Annotated in this window: 16 protein-coding genes; 1 reads left to right on the top strand and 15 read right to left on the bottom strand. The window is 48.6% G+C overall.

The features are described from left to right. Window positions 1-42: 42 nt before the first annotated feature. The 15 genes from A4U59_RS18705 to A4U59_RS18635 all read right to left on the bottom strand — a co-directional run bounded on the left by A4U59_RS18705 (window position 43) and on the right by A4U59_RS18635 (window position 14,887). Window positions 43-696, bottom strand: a complete 654-nt coding sequence (locus tag A4U59_RS18705; RefSeq protein WP_083270943.1) for a thiamine diphosphokinase — start codon at window positions 694-696, stop codon at window positions 43-45. Between the two features lie 115 nt (window positions 697-811). Further along, a complete protein-coding gene (gene rpe / locus A4U59_RS18700) occupies window positions 812-1,456 on the bottom strand; it encodes a ribulose-phosphate 3-epimerase (RefSeq protein ID WP_066175110.1) in 645 nt (214 codons plus the stop codon). 2 nt (window positions 1,457-1,458) lie between these two features. Beyond that, complete coding sequence (rsgA, locus tag A4U59_RS18695; protein WP_066175108.1) at window positions 1,459-2,340, bottom strand: ribosome small subunit-dependent GTPase A; 882 nt, start codon at window positions 2,338-2,340, stop codon at window positions 1,459-1,461. A gap of 23 nt (window positions 2,341-2,363) precedes the next feature. After that, window positions 2,364-4,358 carry a Stk1 family PASTA domain-containing Ser/Thr kinase gene (pknB, locus tag A4U59_RS18690; protein ID WP_066175106.1) on the bottom strand — a complete coding sequence of 665 codons (1,995 nt, stop codon included), beginning with the start codon at window positions 4,356-4,358 and terminating at the stop codon, window positions 2,364-2,366. A gap of 7 nt (window positions 4,359-4,365) precedes the next feature. Beyond that, entirely contained in the window at window positions 4,366-5,112 is a 747-nt protein-coding gene (locus A4U59_RS18685) for a Stp1/IreP family PP2C-type Ser/Thr phosphatase (protein ID WP_066175104.1), read from the bottom strand. A 6-nt stretch (window positions 5,113-5,118) separates the two neighbouring features. Next, on the bottom strand, window positions 5,119-6,219 hold the full coding sequence (gene rlmN / locus A4U59_RS18680) for a dual-specificity RNA methyltransferase RlmN (protein WP_066175101.1): 1,101 nt from the start codon (window positions 6,217-6,219) through the stop codon (window positions 5,119-5,121). Continuing rightward, the gene (gene rsmB / locus A4U59_RS18675; protein WP_066175099.1) at window positions 6,216-7,574 is read right to left on the bottom strand and encodes a 16S rRNA (cytosine(967)-C(5))-methyltransferase RsmB; all 1,359 of its coding nucleotides are present in this window, start codon (window positions 7,572-7,574) and stop codon (window positions 6,216-6,218) included. The genes rlmN and rsmB overlap by 4 nt, the downstream gene beginning before the upstream one ends. Beyond that, a complete protein-coding gene (gene fmt / locus A4U59_RS18670; protein WP_066175098.1) occupies window positions 7,567-8,517 on the bottom strand; it encodes a methionyl-tRNA formyltransferase in 951 nt (316 codons plus the stop codon). Before fmt ends, rsmB begins: the two co-directional genes overlap by 8 nt. Window positions 8,518-8,541: 24 nt before the next feature. Continuing rightward, window positions 8,542-9,021: a peptide deformylase gene (def, locus tag A4U59_RS18665; RefSeq protein WP_066175096.1), complete on the bottom strand. Its 480-nt coding sequence runs from the start codon at window positions 9,019-9,021 to the stop codon at window positions 8,542-8,544. Window positions 9,022-9,062: 41 nt separating this feature from the next. After that, window positions 9,063-11,474 (bottom strand): primosomal protein N', encoded by a 2,412-nt coding sequence (gene priA / locus A4U59_RS18660; protein WP_066175094.1) that lies wholly within the window; start codon window positions 11,472-11,474, stop codon window positions 9,063-9,065. Continuing rightward, on the bottom strand, window positions 11,471-12,676 hold the full coding sequence (coaBC, locus tag A4U59_RS18655) for a bifunctional phosphopantothenoylcysteine decarboxylase/phosphopantothenate--cysteine ligase CoaBC (RefSeq protein WP_066175092.1): 1,206 nt from the start codon (window positions 12,674-12,676) through the stop codon (window positions 11,471-11,473). Before coaBC ends, priA begins: the two co-directional genes overlap by 4 nt. Window positions 12,677-12,840: 164 nt before the next feature. Further along, window positions 12,841-13,038 carry a DNA-directed RNA polymerase subunit omega gene (gene rpoZ, locus A4U59_RS18650; RefSeq protein WP_083270944.1) on the bottom strand — a complete coding sequence of 66 codons (198 nt, stop codon included), beginning with the start codon at window positions 13,036-13,038 and terminating at the stop codon, window positions 12,841-12,843. Window positions 13,039-13,044: 6 nt separating this feature from the next. Further along, window positions 13,045-13,659 (bottom strand): guanylate kinase, encoded by a 615-nt coding sequence (gene gmk / locus A4U59_RS18645; protein WP_066175089.1) that lies wholly within the window; start codon window positions 13,657-13,659, stop codon window positions 13,045-13,047. A 14-nt stretch (window positions 13,660-13,673) separates the two neighbouring features. Continuing rightward, the gene (gene remA, locus A4U59_RS18640) at window positions 13,674-13,937 is read right to left on the bottom strand and encodes an extracellular matrix/biofilm regulator RemA (RefSeq protein ID WP_066175087.1); all 264 of its coding nucleotides are present in this window, start codon (window positions 13,935-13,937) and stop codon (window positions 13,674-13,676) included. A gap of 68 nt (window positions 13,938-14,005) precedes the next feature. Beyond that, complete coding sequence (locus A4U59_RS18635) at window positions 14,006-14,887, bottom strand: YicC/YloC family endoribonuclease (RefSeq protein ID WP_066175085.1); 882 nt, start codon at window positions 14,885-14,887, stop codon at window positions 14,006-14,008. Window positions 14,888-15,503: 616 nt separating this feature from the next. Here A4U59_RS18635 and A4U59_RS18630 point away from each other — a divergent pair. Beyond that, window positions 15,504-17,225, top strand: coding sequence for an Rqc2 family fibronectin-binding protein (locus tag A4U59_RS18630; RefSeq protein WP_066175083.1), 1,722 nt, complete (start codon window positions 15,504-15,506; stop codon window positions 17,223-17,225). Window positions 17,226-17,253: the final 28 nt, after the last annotated feature.

Here is a 17,253-nt window from a genome sequence, read left to right as displayed (position 1 = left end):
AAATATATTCAGACTGAGAAAAATAGTACCCTCAACCCGAAATTAATCCTTGCTCTTTATCACCAATAATATGCCGGTCTTAAATGAAAAAGTACCATTTTCGGCCGCCAATTCGTTCGAGACTGTCAGGGTTGCCCCCCAGCGGATCGTCTCATTTTTGAGGGGATACTTGAAGCCGTTCAGTGTAAGTCCTTCGACCTTTTCAGTAAAAGGGAGAAACGAAATGTAGTCATAGCCGGGCTTACGAGCTGTTTCATAGCTGCCGGGAATCAGCAGTTCAAGCCGGTTGAAAGCATCGGAGAGGATGATTGGGATGTTTGCCTCCACTCCTTTTAACAGCAGCTGGATATTTGACATCGTATGATCAAGCCTGCCGCCCGTCGCTCCGATGATATGGACGGCGTCCGTTTCCGGCTCGGCCAGTGCCCATTCCACCGCCAGTTCCAGATCTGTTTTATCTTTTTCTTTCGGGTAAATTTTAATTTGCATCGGTTCAAGCTTGCTTCGTACCCATTCAAGTTCTTCATCTGCAAGAGAATCAAAGTCTCCAAATGCCTGTTCCGGCACGATACCTGCCTTCAGAAGGTGATATACCCCCCTGTCTGCCCCCGCCCAGATGACCTCACCGCTTATTTCGGGAAGAGCTTCGAAAGAGATCTCCGGGCTTCCGGCAGCAATCACGATTGTCTTCAACATCATAGCCCCGCTTTACAAGTTTATTTCTGCCGGCTGGGCGGCAGTTTGCCTGAAAAACACTTTCGGTGAATTGAAAGCGCCGCTCTTCATCGGAGCGGCGCCAGCATCGTCCTATTTATCCGCGTAAAGCCTGAATCGCCCCTGTGCGGTCCTCTTTATTGAAAACAGCAGAGCCGGCAACAAGGACGGTTGCCCCCGCTTCAGTCACTGTACGGGCTGTGTCCGGATTGATGCCGCCATCCACTTCAATTTCCACTTTCGGATTTCTTTCATCCACAAGCCGTGCAGCTTCGCGGATTTTCGGAACGACAGACGAAATAAAGGACTGTCCGCCAAAACCGGGATTGACGGTCATCAAAAGAATCATATCAATATCTTCAATGACATGTTTGATGACATCAACCGATGTTGCCGGATTAAGGACGACGCCCGCTTTGGCACCTTCGTTTTTAATGAGCTGGATCGTCCTGTGCAAATGCGGGCAAGCTTCTGCATGGACAGTAATTATATCGGCACCTGCCTTGACGAATTGCGGAATATAGCGGTCAGGATTTTCAATCATCAAATGGACATCAAGCGGCAGGTCTGTGACAGGCCTGATGGCTTCTACGATGAGCGGGCCGATTGTGATATTCGGAACAAAGTGCCCGTCCATCACATCCACATGAATGTAATCGGCTCCGCCGCGTTCCACCTCTTTGATCTCATCGCCGAGCTTCGCAAAGTCGGCAGACAGAATCGATGGTGCAATTTTCACCATAGTCAGTACCTCCGTTTCTGGTCTTTAATTTCATTAAAGAACGCTTTATAGTGTTCATACCGGTAAATTGGGATTTCGCCTTCATCGACTGCCCGTTTCACGGCGCATTTCGGCTCGTTGATATGGATGCAGCCCCTGAACTTGCAATCATTCAAGCGTTCCCTCATTTCAGGAAAATAAAAGGTCAAATCCTCAGCTTCGATATCCTGGAAGTCAAGCGAACTGAATCCCGGCGTGTCCGCGATCAAACCTCCGTTATAATCGATCAGCTCCACATGCCTTGTCGTATGTTTCCCCCGGCCAAGACTTTCGGATATCATACTCGTCTCAAGGTCGAGATCGGGAATGAGGGTGTTTAAGAGCGATGATTTCCCCACACCTGACTGGCCGGCTGCGACCGTAATCCGGTCTTTCAAAAAAGGTTTGATTTTCGTGATGCCTTCACCCGTCAAATTTGAAACGAGGAGGACGTCATATCCGGCAGCACGATAGTCTTCGGCATATCGTTCGATCTCTTCCTTCGTGCCGGCGGACAGTAAATCCATCTTTGTGATGACGATCACCGGCTTGATGTCGTTCGCTTCGATCAAAACGAGAAAACGGTCCAGCAGGCTTGCGGAAAAATCAGGCTCGGCAGCAGAAAACACAAGGATGGCCTGATCGACGTTGGAAATCGGCGGCCTGACCAATTCATTTTTGCGGGGTTTCACTTCCATGATATATCCTTCGGTATCCTCACCTGCTTCGAAAACGACCTCATCGCCGACAAGCGGCGTGATTTTGTTTTTGCGGAACACACCGCGTCCGCGGCATCTCGTTATTCCATCTTCGTTGAGGACGTAGTAAAAACCGCTCAATGATTTAATGATCTTTCCTTCTGCCATGCTTTCAACTCCATCTTTTATGATTAAAGATCTTCATAACGAACCGTAGCTTCCTCAATGACTTCGCCGTCGCGCGTCACCTTGTAGGAGGCGCTCCCCTCATAAGGTACGACAAGATCAATATTCACGACCTTATCATTCTTAATTTCTTCTTTTTTGAATACATCACTGATATCATTTTGCTCATCACCAATATAAATCTTGACGGTCTGCCCGTCCCCTTCTTCTTCCGGTTCGTAAGGCACTTCCACTTCAATGGTGGTGCGTTTCGGCTCCGGTTCAGGTTCAGGCTCCGGTTCTGAACCCTTTGAGAAGATGACGGTGATTTTAGATCCCTCTTCTAGAACCGTACCTGCTTTCGGCGACTGTTTGATTGCCTGGCCTGCGGGAACCGAATCTGAATATTCTTCTTTTTCATCAAGGCTAATGGTATTACGTTCTATATAATCATAAACCCTGTCCTTGCTCCACCCGGCCATATCCTCCAACTCTATCTTCGGCGGACCTTTAGAAACTTCAAAAATGACATACGCTTCTTCAGGAATCACTTCATCTCCCGGGGAAGGCTGGGTTTGGCGCAAAATGGTGCCTTCCTGCTCATCACTGTCCTGCTCGTATTCCTTTATGTTCTCTTCTTTAAACCCTTTCAGGATAAGCTCTTTCTTGACAGCATCAAATTGCATTCCCGTATAATCTCCGAAACTCATCTTTTCTTTCCCGAGGCTTTCGACGACTGTAACTTCATAGCCTTCCTTTACGGTTGTACCCGCATCCGGTTCGGTAAGGATGACCAGGCCGGCCCCGACTTCATCGTCATTTCGTTTTTCCCGTTTCACTTTAAGCCCGGCAGCGGTCAGCTCATTTAATGCATCCTCGTACTCCATACCCGCAACTTCCGGAATGGTCACATCTTTAGCCGCGAACATGGAAGGGAGGATAGTGAATGCGGCCGCAGCCGCTGCCCCGAGCAAGAGGAGGGTGATAAACAGGACGGCCAGCACCTTTTTCCACTTGCCCTGTTTTTTCTTGTCACCGCCGTTTCCATCATCAGGAGGAGGGGCCTTACTGCCGTTATCCGCATGGATGATTGTTTCGCCGTCGTGTTCGTCAAACCTGTCATCTGTCACAACAGGAATCGCTTTGGTGACTTCTTCATCATCTTCCTCAGGAGGCGCAAAACGCTGCTCATTCAGCCGATCGGCATCAAGCGCTGTCTCAAGGTCCTGTTCCATTTCATCAATCGAACGGTAACGATGGAACGGATCCTTCGCCGTCGCCTTAAGAATGATGTTTTCGACACTTTGCGGAATGTCCGGGTTCCAGCGCCTAACTGAAGGCGTTTCGGTCTGTAAATGTTTCAAGGCGATTGATACTGCCGATTCTCCTGAAAACGGCAGTCTTCCTGTCAGCAGTTCAAACATGACAATGCCGAGTGAGTAAATGTCTGACTTGTTTGTCGCGAGTCCGCCCCGCGCCTGTTCAGGAGAAAGATAATGGACCGAGCCGAGAACGGAATTTGTTTGTGTGATCGCTGTGGCACTCAGCGCCATCGCAATCCCGAAATCGGTTATTTTGATTGTCCCCTCATCATCAATTAAAATATTTTGCGGTTTGATATCACGATGGACAATATGGTTATGATGGGCATGATCCACTGCTGAACAGACCTGTTTCATGATGGACAGCGCTTCATCGATCGGCAGAGGACCGTTCTGCTGAATATATTTCTTCAATGTCATGCCTTCAACATATTCCATGACGATGAAGTAAATATCGTCTTCTTCTCCGACATCAAAAATGGAAACAACATGGTTATGTACAAGGCTGGTTGCCGATTGCGCTTCCCGGCGGAACCGTTTGATGAATTCCTCATCATTCGAATATTCGGGCCGCAGTACCTTAACTGCAACAATCCTGTCGAGTATCATGTCTTTGGCGCGGTATACATTTGCCATTCCGCCGCCGCCGATTGCTTCGAGCAGTTTATAGCGGCCGTTTAAACGCTTGCCAATCATCATCGGGCATTCACCTGCTTTCAGGGGCCGTGTTCCTGACGATTGCCAGGGTTATATTGTCTTCTCCGCCCAGATCATTCGCCATTTCAATCAGCTTTTCAGCTTTGCTGTGGAGAGGCCCTTCCTCTGCAAGAACTTTATTCATCTGCTCGATTGTCACTTTGTTGGATAATCCGTCAGAACACAAAAGCAGCGCATCGCCTTCATCCCAGCCGATCGTATTAATGTCCGCTGTGATGGCTGGTTCAGTGCCGATCGCTCGTGTAAGAACATTTTTGCGGGGATGATGCTCAGCATCTTCCTGTGTGATCTCACCGGATTTCACAAGCTCCTGAACAAGGGAATGATCTTCGGTTACCTGCCTGAATCCGTTCTGATTGAATATATATCCTCTGCTGTCCCCGACACTTGCGATTGTAAAAAAGTCAGCTGTGCACACAGCCCCGACCATCGTTGTCCCCATACCTTCACATTCGCTGTGATCACGGGCATATTCAAATACGGCGCTATTCACTTTTTGAAATACACTTTCCAAGAGCGTTTCAGCATGTCCCGGGTTATCTACCTGTGCTGCAGAATCCCAGCTTTCTTTTAAAAGGGATACAGCCATCAAACTTGCAACATCCCCGGCCCGATGCCCCCCCATCCCATCAGCCACAACAGCCAGAAGCGGACCGTTTTCACTGTGAAACGCTCCGCCGCTGTCTTCATTATGGGGACGCACTTTGCCCCTGTCCGTCATGAAAATCGATTCCATTTTCGGTCACCTCGTCTCTTTCTCTCGCTCCTTGGCCCTAAGCTGTCCGCATGCAGCATCAATATCGTGGCCCTGTTCACGGCGAATCGTCACATTCACTCCATGGTCTTTGAGCGTGCGTTCGAACTTAAATATTTGATTTCGCGGTGTCCTTACATAATCCCTTTCCGGAACGTAATTTACCGGAATCAAATTGATATGGCACTTCACCCCTTTGACAAGCTGTGCCAATTCTTCCGCATGTTCAACCTGGTCGTTCACTCCTCCAAACAAGCCATACTCAAACGTGATGCGCCTGCCTGTTTTTTCGGTGTAATAATTGACCGCATCCATCAGTTCAGGAAGTTTATAGGCTTTATTGATCGGCATAAGCCTGCTGCGGAGCTCACTGTTCGGCGCATGCAGGGAAATTGCGAAATTGATCTGCATTCCTTCATCCGCAAAGTCGTAAATTTTCGGAATGATGCCGCTTGTCGAAATCGTGATATGGCGGGCGCCGATATTCAGCCCTTTTTCATGGTTGATCGTCCTCAAGAAGGACATCAGTTCACTGTAATTATCAAACGGCTCACCGATTCCCATTACGACAACCTGGCTGACGCGTTCATCAGTCTCATCAAGAGCCTTCTGGACTTTCATGACCTGGGCGACGATTTCACCCGCTTCAAGATTGCGCTTCAGTCCGCCCAGCGTGGAAGCGCAGAACGTACAGCCGATTCGGCAGCCAACCTGGGTGGTGACACATATGCTGTTTCCGTATTCATGACGCATCAGCACCGTTTCGATTGAATAGCCGTCATGAAGCTCGAACAAAAACTTCATCGTGCCGTCCGAAGCCGTCTGCTGGATGATCGTTTTCAGCGTAGTCAATGTAAAAGCTGCAGCCAGCTTCTCACGGAGCCCTTTCGAAAGATTCGTCATTTCCTCGAAACTGGATGCGCGCTTAATATAAAGCCAATCAAACAGCTGGCCTGCACGGAAGGAAGGTTCACCGCTCTCCTTCATCCAGTCCTTAATTTCATCAAACTCAAGTGAATAAATCGACGGTTTCTGCCCGGTCTCCTCTGTCGTTTCCTTTTTTACTATTTCTTTATTTTGTTCCATCATGTTGGTAACACCTTCTTCCTTAATGCTGCGATGTAAAATCCGTCACTGCCGAAATGCTGGGGCATCAGTTGGATTTCACCTCTGGCATCCGGAAAACGTTCTTTCACCTTTTCCGGCATCCTGTCAATCAGGGACTCATCAAATTCAAATTGTTCATTCCTGCCGAGGAACGTCCTCACCAGTTCCCCGTTTTCTTCCTCATCAACTGTACAGGTGCTGTATATGATGGTGCCGCCCTGCTTGACAAGCGGAGCAGCCGCTTCCAAAATATCCAGCTGGATATCAGCCAGCCTCTTTATATCCTTTTCCTGTTTGCTGTATTTTATATCCGGTTTCCGTCTAACAACCCCTAGACCTGAACACGGGGCATCAACGAGAACCCTGTCAAAACTTTCCTTGTGGAATGCCTCTCCTGCTTTCCGGCTGTCAAGCGCTTTTGCTTCTATATTCGAAAGTCCAAGTCGCTCACTCTGATCCTGGATGAGCTTCACTTTATGTTCATGAAGGTCGAGCGATACCACTTTTCCAGTGTTGTGCATGCGCTCAGCAATATGCGTCGATTTTCCGCCAGGGGCTGCACAGCTGTCAAGAACCGCTTCATCAGGACGCGGATCAAGCGCGCGGGCAACCAGCATCGAGCTTTCATCCTGGATGCTTATGAGCCCGTTTTTAAATGCTGATGTGGCAGCGGCATTTCCTTTCAAAATTCTGATCGCATCATCGGAAAGCTCACCGGCCTCTGCTTCAATGCCTTCCTCTTTCATGATCGCAATCACCTCGTCACGGGTGGCTCTGTCCACGTTCACCCTTGCAGTTACAGGCGGTGCTTCCAGATTCGTTTGGCACATTTGTTCTGTCGTTTCAAAACCGTATCGTTCCACCCATCGACTTACGAGCCATTCGGGATGGCTTGTAGCCGTTGCCAGCCGTTTGACAGGACCGGAAATCTCCTCGAGGGCGGGAACTCCTTTTCTCTGGATATTCCTTAAAACGCCATTGACCATGCCTGAGATTCCGCGGTGGCCCCGCTTCTTTGCGATTTCAACCGCCTGGTGAATGACAGCCCGCTCCGGCACACGATCGAGGTACTGCATCTGATAAAGGGAAAGCCTCAATAAAATGAGAACCCATTTATCTAATTTGCGGGGGTTTTTCAGAAACGGGCCAAGATAGTAATCCAGTGTGTACTTCCGCTGGATTGTGCCGTAGACGATTTCGGTAAGCAGGCCGGCATCCCTGGCATCCAGTTTGTATTCATTGAGTTTTCGGTTTAAAAGCAGATTGCTGTAGGATTGCTGCTCTTCGATTTTCAGAAGGATATCGAGGGCCGCCTCCCGCACATTTTTATCAGCCATTTGCATCACCGAGTTTTACACCGGATTCTAAAGAGGAGCCGGCACCCCGCAAAAACTGCTCTCCGGTCATCCTTTTTTTTCCTGACGGTTGAAGGTCAGTCACTTTTATTGCCGTATCATTGCCCGCCGCCACAACGAATCCGTCCGTTTCCACCGCAAGCACCGAACCGGGATCGCCTGAGGTCCCGGGCACTTTTTCAGCCCACCAGATTTTCAAAGGCTTTCCATTATAAGTGGTGAATGCCACTGGCCATGGATGAAGCGCGCGGATTTTGTTATAAATCTCTTCACCGGTCTTTGTCCAATTAATCCGCTCCATATCGCGCTTGATAGTAGGGGCGAATGTCGCTTTTTCTTCATCCTGGATGACAGGCTTCAAGTTGCCGTCCAACAGCTCCGGAACTGTTTCAGAAAGCAGCCTGGCTCCTGCGGCACTAAGCTTATTATGCAGGGACCCCGTGCTGTCATTTTCGTCAATCGGCACTTCGACCTGGGTGAGGATATCGCCAGCATCCAGTTTTTCTGCCATATACATAATTGTGATTCCCGTTTTTTCTTTTCCTTCAAGTATGGCATAATGAATCGGTGCTCCGCCCCTCAGCTCCGGCAAGAGGGATGCATGCACATTTATGCATCCGTACGGAGGGGCTTCAAGAATCGCTTTTGGAAGTATTTGCCCAAAAGCTGCTGTGACGATCAGATCCGGATTAAGAGCAAGGATAGGCTTATATTCTTTTTCATTCTTGATTTTTTCCGGCTGGAATACCGGAATTCCGTGCTTTTCTGCCTCCACTTTCACAGGCGGCGGGGTGATGACCCGTTTACGGCCGACCGGCCTGTCCGGCTGCGTGACGACTGCCGCCACTTCATATCCGTCTTCGATTATCTGACGGAGGACAGGCACCGCAAAGTCAGGCGTCCCCATAAAAATAATTCTCGTCATCTGTCTCATCCTTTTCAGCAAGGTTTACTCTTGAACATCCAGCTCTTCCGGTTCAAAATAGCGAGTCACTTTCTCCGTAAACAGGATTCCGTCAAGATGGTCGATTTCGTGCAATAACGCCCTGGCAAGAAACCCATCCGCTTCAAGCATGTATGTTTTGCCGTGCCGGTCACGCGCCTTCAGCTTCACATAATCCGGCCGCTTCACTTCACCATACAAGCCGGGGAAGCTCAGACAGCCTTCAGGTCCTGTCTGCATTCCGGCTGTTTTTAAAATGACCGGGTTGACCAATTCGATTCTGCCGTTTTCATCACCGACATCAACGACTGCTATGCGTTTTGCAACATCGACTTGCGGGGCGGCAAGGCCGACGCCGTCCGCAGCATCCATCGTTTCAAACATATTATCAATAAAAACCGACAGCTCCCTGTCAAACTGCTCCACTTGCTCACATTTTCTGGTCAGGATGTCTGCCGGATACTCGACGATTTTTAAAATACTCATATTGGCTGCTTGTTCCTTTCAATTGCAATTTCTTTTTCCGTTTACATCAGCATATACGGATTCATGTCAATGGAAATTTGCAAATTTCCGTTTTGCATCTGTTTTGCATACTGTTTATTGAGCTCCCTCAAAACGGAAGCCAGATTTGGTTCATTCTTGTATTTTATCATGCATTGATAGCGATATCTATCCTTAATCCTTGGTACAGCTGAAGCCACAGGCCCCAAAACGACAGCCTTTGGGGAGAGCCGGGATTTCAGGTAAGCTGTGATCTTATCGGTCGTATCCGCTGCCTGCACCAATTCCGGATGGGATACGCTGATAAGTGCCAGGAAGTAAAACGGCGGATACTCGTGCTGCTTCCGCATAAGCATTTCCCTGTTATAAAACGATCCATAATCATGACGGGATGCGAGGTCTACGCTGTAATGCTCAGGCGTATATGTCTGTACAACCACTTCACCCGGAAGCTTATGACGCCCTGCACGCCCGCTCACCTGAGTCAGAAGCTGGAACGTTTTTTCCGCTGCCCGGAAATCAGGCAAGTGCAGCATCGTGTCAGCGGCAAGGACACCTACTAGCGTCACATTCGGAAAATCGAGCCCCTTTGCGATCATCTGGGTTCCGAGAAGAATATCGGCTTTCCCGCTGCCAAAAGTGCCGAGCAGTTTTTCATGCGCTCCTTTGCGCCGGGTCGTATCGACATCCATGCGCAGCACCCTCGCTTCAGGCAGCACCTTATTCAGCTCTTCTTCCACTTTTTGCGTTCCAGTTCCGAAAAAGCGTATATGCTCGCTTTCACACTCCGGGCACTGACGGGGCAGCCGCGTTTCATAACCGCAATAATGGCATTTCATGCTGCCATGGCGTTTATGGTATGTGAGGGATATATCACAATGTGGACACTCTATCACATATCCGCAGTCCCTGCACATGACAAATGTGGAAAAACCGCGCCGGTTCAGGAACAGGACACTTTGCTCCCCTTTTTCAATCCGGTCCTGAAGCTTTCCGAAAAGTTCGCGTGAAAACATCGACCGATTTCCGCCGCGCAGCTCCTCCCTCATGTCCACAATTTTCACTTCAGGCAGCATTTGATCGTTGTGCCGGTTTTCCAGTTCAAGCAGTTCGTAAACCCCTTTGGATGCTCTGGCATACGATTCGAGAGAAGGTGTCGCGCTCCCGAGCACGACCGGGCAATGATGATGCATCCCCCGCTGTATTGCAACATTGCGCGCATGGTAGCGCGGGTTTTCTTCCTGTTTATAGCTCGTTTCATGTTCTTCATCTATGATAATCATGCCGAGGTTTTCAAACGGCGCAAAAACAGCCGAGCGGGCACCGACTGCAACCTTTACCCGTCCTTGCTGAATTTTTCGCCATTCGTCATATTTCTCTCCGATGGAAAGTCCGCTGTGCAGCACGGCTACAAGCGATCCGAACCTTCCTTTGAAACGCTCAACCATCTGGGGAGTAAGCGAAATTTCCGGAACAAGGACAATGGCTTCTTTTCCCTGCTTAAGAACTTCATCGATTGCCTGCAGATACACTTCAGTCTTACCGCTTCCTGTAATTCCATGCAACAGAAATACTTTATGGTTCTCCCGTTCAATTTCTCTGGATATGGAACGAAATGCACGCTGCTGTTCGTCTGAAAGCTGTAAGGCTTCTGTCCTGGTGAATTCCTGTTCTCCATAAGGATCTCTGAATGCTTCTACTTCTTCTTCAATCAGTATGCCTTTTTCGATAAGGGCTTTGACAGGTGCTTCCGTAGTTCCAGCGGCATCGAGCAATTCCTTCAGCAATACCGGTTTTTCCGATTCTGAGAAATAAGCAAGGACCTTTTTCTGTTTCACCGCCTGCTTGTTCAAAGCCTTCATCAATTGGTCGAGTGCTGCCCCGGTAAAGGCAGGCTTGATGTATCTGTCCGTTTTTTTCCCGGCCCGATCCTTTACATGATAAACGACATCGAGATGTTTTGCGGTAATTTCTTTTTGAAGCTCAACATATAGTTGTGGATCGGCATCCTTCCAGCGGATCGATTGTTTCCCTTCGAATAGCGGTCTCACAGATGGGTGTAAATCCTCCTGGCCGACCCCATCGCTCAACGCCACTTCTTTCTCGTATTTTGCTTTCATCGCCGCCGGCAGCATAACCTGAAAGGCAGTGATGGCAAAAGAAAGGGTGTTTTCACTCAGCCAGAACCCGAGATCAAGCAGTTCGCCGGTTAATACGGGCTCAGGATCAAGAATCTCTTCAATCTCCTTCAGCCGTTTCACAGTGCTTCCTTCCTGTAACCCGACGACAAAACCTTGCAGTTTCCGGGGGCCGAACGGGACAGCTACCCGCATGCCCGGCCTGATGACCTGCTGCCATTGTTCCGGAACCAGATAATCAAACGGCCTGTCCGTCTGGTTGGCCGGCACATCCACTATTATTTTTGCTACTATCATTCATGTTTCCCCTTTATTAATTCGACTGCTTCTGCAAGAATAACCTTTGCGACTTCCCTTTTTGCCAATAGCGGCAGTTCCCTTGAAGAGCCGTCCCTTTTATAAATTTGAACCGAATTCGTGTCTGAACCGAAGCCCGACCCCGCTTCATTGATGTTGTTTGCGACAATGATATCAAGGTTTTTGCTTTCAAGTTTCTTGCGGGCATATTCTTCGACCCGTTCACTCTCGGCAGCAAAACCGACAAGCACCTGCCCGCTTTTTTGGCTGCCAAGCGTCTTCAGGATGTCCTTTGTCCGTTCCATTTCGAGCATGAGAGACCCTTCGCTCTTCTTCATTTTCTGCCCATGAATCTCAACAGGACGATAATCGGCAACAGCGGCAGCTTTTACGACAATGTCAGCCCGTTCGTAATGATCCATTACCGCATTGAACATTTCTTCGGCCGTTTCCACCCTTACGACATGGACACCCGGCGGATCAGCCAGCGAAACAGGACCTGAAACGAGAACGACTTCGGCCCCTTGCTCAGCCGCCTCTTCAGCGATGGCGAAACCCATCTTTCCTGTTGACCTGTTTGTGAAAAACCTGACAGGATCAACCCTTTCAACAGTAGGGCCGGCCGTCACAATCAGCTTTTTCCCTTTGAGCGAACCTGATTTACGGAAATATTCGGCCGCGTGTCCGGCGATGGTCTCAGGCTCTTCCAGGCGGCCCTTGCCAGTATAACCGCATGCGAGATATCCTTCACCCGGTTCAATGAACTGGTGTCCTCTTTCGGCCAGCTTATCCATGTTTTCCCGGACTGCCGGGTGGGCGTACATATGGACATTCATTGCCGGGGCAAGCCAGACCGGGGCGCGGACAGCCAGCAGGGTGGTCGATAACATGTCATCGGCAATCCCGTTGGCCAGTTTCCCAATGACATTCGCTGTTGCAGGCGCGACAATCACGAGGTCAGCCCAGTCGGCGAGATCAATATGGGCGATGACCGCTGCATCTTTTTCATCAAATGTATCCGTGTAGACCGGATTGCGGGAAAGCGATTGAAACGTGAGCGGAGATACGAATTGCCGGGCTGAATCCGTCATAATCACCTTTACATTCGCACCAGTCTGGGAAAGCTTGCTGGCCAAAGCCGCAGCCTTATAAACGGCGATGCCGCCGCTTACACATAACAAAATATTTTTGCCTTCCATCATAACAATGCCCCTCTCTTTTTAACATCCCATATTTAGCAAAGATGGCATAACCGGAAGTTATGGGAATATTTTTCTCTGCTCTTTCATCTATTTCGGACCTTCACAGGGAAACGAAAAAAATAACAACCTATGTGCAAAAACACAGGTTGTTAGACTGACGATAATTATTCAGGAACATCAACTTTCAATTTACCATCCTGTATTTCTTCGAGCGCCATCCCGACGTACTTGTTTGACGAAGGACTGTCTATGAGCGTTCTCCGGTCCTCCTGGATTTGTCTCGCTCTTTTGGCTGCCAGTGTAACGAGTGTATATTTAGAATCGATTTTCTCCATTAATGTGTCAATTGAAGGATAAAGCATCATAATCTACTCAGCTCCCATCATCTGTTTAAATTGTTCTTCCACCCGTTCCCTTTTACAATGCTCGGCAGTCACGATGGCGTTGATTCGGTCACAGGCATTATTAATTTCATCGTTGACAACGACATAATCATATGCCGACATCATTTCAATCTCATCGCGGGCAACGTTCATTCTGTTTAGAATGAGTTCCTCAGTTTCGGTCCCGCGATTTTCAATGCGAGAGCGCAGCTCGTCAAGGCTCGGCGGTGCAAGGAACAAAAAGACGCCTTCCGGAAACCTTTTGCGTACTTGCAGTGCTCCCTGCACTTCAATTTCCAGCAGCACATCCTTGCCTTCATCAAGGGTTTGCCTTACATAATCCACAGGGGTCCCATAGTAGTTGCCTACATATTCAGCCCACTCCAGCAGTTTATCGTTGCGGATCAGTTCTTCAAACTCTTCTTTTGATTTAAAAAAATAATCGACACCGTCGACTTCCCCTTCACGCGGTTTGCGGGTGGTCATGGAAATGGAGTATTGGAGCTTTGTTTCTTCCTTTTCAAACAGCGCCTTGCGGACAGTGCCCTTTCCTACTCCGGAAGGCCCGGAAAGTACGATTAACAAACCTTTTTGTTTCATATAACGATAATAACCTACCCTTCGTCCTGAATGTCCTCTTTATTCAACAGCCGCTGCGCCACTGTTTCCGGCTGGACAGCAGATAATATCACGTGGTCACTGTCAGCGATGATCACCGCACGTGTTCTTCGGCCGTATGTGGCATCAACCAGCATATTTCGGTCACGCGCTTCCTGTATAATCCGTTTAATCGGTGCAGATTCAGGACTTACAATAGAAATGATGCGATTGGCTGATACGATATTACCAAAGCCGATATTAATTAATTTAATGCTCATCCGGTTGTCCTCCTACTGGTCAATTGTCTATTATTCCCCGACATGAAAGCGGCTAACCGTCTTCATGGTCATTCAATATTTTGCACCTGCTCCTTGATTTTTTCAAGCGCGCTTTTCATTTCCACAACCTGGCGGCTGATTCCGGCATCATTCGCTTTTGAACCGATCGTGTTCATTTCCCGATTCATTTCCTGCACAAGAAAATCAAGCTTCCGCCCAACGGAGTCATCACTATGTAATGCCGTACTGAATTGTTCGATGTGGCTGCAGAGCCTTGTAAGCTCTTCATTAATATCCGCCTTTTCCGCAAAGATCGCAACTTCCTGAATAACTCTTGTTTCATCGATTTCCCCCGTCCCATTCAAAAAATCCTCGATTTTCCCGATGAGGCGGGTCCGATATTTATCCGCGACAGTATCCTTATAGTCCGACAGATCCTGTACGATCGTGCTGATTTTCTCCAAAAGAGCAGAGATGTCCTTATAAAGCTGACGGCCCTCTTCTAACCGCATGTCTACAAGTTTCAAAGCCGCTTCCTCAACAGCCTGGAGCAGGACGCCCTCCAGTTCTGCCGAATTGCCCTCCCGTTCCACTACCTGGAATGCATCTTTCAAGTTCATGAGATGCGACAGGCGAATCTCTTCATTTAACTGATAGCGGCCGGCTATGGATTTGATTTGTTCATAGTAGGCATCCAGCAGCGTCCAATCCACTTCAAGGTCCCTGCTGACAGCCCCTTCCCCTTCCAGAGAAATGAAGACATCGATTTTACCGCGTGCCGTCACGCGGCCGATGACCCGTTTGATTTTATCTTCAAACATCATCATTTGCCTCGGCATGCGCACTGAAATTTCATTGAACCGATGATTGACCGATTTGATTTCGGCCGTCACAGCGAACTGATCAGATTCTTTTTTTGTTCTGCCGTATCCAGTCATACTTTTTATCATCTTATCACATCCACTTCACTATTTTATATAATTTTGCTATCTTCAACAAGTAATGTATGATAATTCCCCCACCCAAAACCCTCACACCTTCGAAAAATAAGAAATAATGATATAATTAAACGAAATGCGGAGAGCACCGTTTAGCGGCGTACGCATAAGCAGGGGTTCCCGCAGGAAGGCGCCCTTTCCTTCCGGAGGGGGCCACTGCTTATGTCGCTAGCCGCTGGTGCTCGCAGCTGGACACTGCGAAATGCGGAAGGCGCCTGGTTAGCGGCGTATGCATAAGCAGAACGTCCTCAGGAAGGGCGCTCTTTCCCTTCAGAGGATGGGCTGCTTATGTCACTAGCCGCTGGCGCCTGCAGCTGGACACGACGAAATGCGGAGAGCACCGTTTAGCGGCGTACGCATAAGCAGGGGTACCCGCAGGAAGGCGCCCTTTCCTTCTGGAGGGGGCCACTGCTTATGTCGCTAGCCGCTGGTGCTCGCAGCTGGACACGACGAAATGCGGAGAGCTCCGTTTAGCGGCGTACACAATCAACAGCCGAACTGAATCGGCTCATCCGTAATTTTCATACCTATACCTGCTTGAAGACCGAGAAATGATGAGGTGACTTACATGTCTTATGATGGTTTATTGACGCGCGCTGCTGCTTTTGAGTTGCAAAATGCAATCGGCACCGGGCGGATAGCCAAAATTTATCAACCGTATAAATACGATCTTCTTTTCCATATCCGGGCATCCGGAAGAAAACATAAATTGCTGCTGTCGGCCAACCCAAGCTATGCAAGGGTCCATCTGACAAAAGAGCAATACGAAAACCCGGCGGAACCGCCGATGTTTTGCATGCTGCTGCGCAAACACCTGGAAGGCAGCATCATTGAAAAAATCGAACAGCAGGACATGGACAGGATCCTTGTCTTTCATATGAAGTCAAAAAATGAAATCGGGGACTTTTCATATAAAAAGCTCATCGTTGAGATAATGGGCCGGCACAGCAATATTATACTGGTGGACAGTGAAAAAGGAATCATCTTCGACAGCATCAAGCATTTGAGCCCTGCTGTCAACCGGCACCGGACGGTCATGCCGGGCAGGGAGTACATCGCACCGCCTGAACAGCATAAAGCCGACCCGTTCGATATGTCACAGGAAGACATCGTCCGGAAAATCGATTTCAACAGCGGCAAGCTCCATATGCAGCTTGTCCAGCAATTCGCCGGACTGTCTCCTCTTGCTGCAAAAGAAATCGTCCATCGTGCAGGACTTCCTAACAGGCAAACTCTTCCTGCCAGTTTCATTCGGTTCATGGACAGGCTGAAACAGCATGATTATACACCGCAAATCATCAGGCATGGGGGCAAAGATGTATTTTACATTACCGACTTGGATCACGTGAATGGAGACCGGACCACATATGGCTCTGTAAGTGAAATGCTCGACCGATTTTATTACGGTAAAGCGGAGCGGGACCGCGTCAAACAGCAGGGAAACGATTTTGAGCGGCTTCTTAAAAACGAAATAAACAAATACAAAAAGAAGATCAAAAAACTGCAAAAAACCCTTGCCGACAGCCGAAATGCGGATAAATGGAAATTGTACGGCGAACTGCTGACCGCCCACATCTATGCAGTCAGCCGAGGTGATAAGAGCGTGACAGTGACAAACTATTACGATGAAAACGGCGGGCAAATCGACATTCCGCTCGACCCGCAAAAATCGCCGTCAGAAAACGCGCAGGCCTATTTTCAAAAATACCAGAAGGCCAAAAACTCCGTTACAGTCATTACAGGACAGATGGATAAAACGGAAGAAGAAATCAAGTACCTGGAAACATTGCTTCAGCAGGTGGAAACAGCGGCACCGAAAGATATTGAAGAAATCAGGGAAGAACTGGCCGACCAGGGGTATCTGAAAAAAAGGAGCCGCAGCGGCTCCAAAACCAAATCCAGGCCGTCGAAACCTTCCCTTGAGCGATATATCAGCTCAGAAGGACACGAAGTGTTCGTGGGGAAAAACAATAAACAAAATGAATATTTGACAAACCGTTTAGCCGGTAAAGATGAACTGTGGTTCCATACGAAGGATATCCCCGGTTCTCACGTTGTTATCAGAGCGAAAAATCCATCGGAGCAAACAATCATAGAAGCAGCTAATCTAGCGGCCTATTTCAGTAAAGCCCGTTCTTCGAGTTCTGTGCCTGTCGACTATACATTGATAAAAAATGTTCGCAAACCACACGGGGCCAAACCCGGCTATGTAACTTACGATAATCAGCAGACGGTTTTTGTGACTCCTGATGAAGACCTTGTCTACCGGCTGAAAAAGCCAGAATCCTGATTGCTTGTTGTTGACTGAATCCAGTATT

This window comes from Bacillus marinisedimentorum (assembly GCF_001644195.2).
Classification (GTDB): domain Bacteria; phylum Bacillota; class Bacilli; order Bacillales; family Bacillaceae_O; genus Bacillus_BL; species Bacillus_BL marinisedimentorum.
The sequence above is the reverse complement of the archived record's forward strand: the minus strand, read 5'-3'. Positions and strand labels throughout refer to the sequence as shown.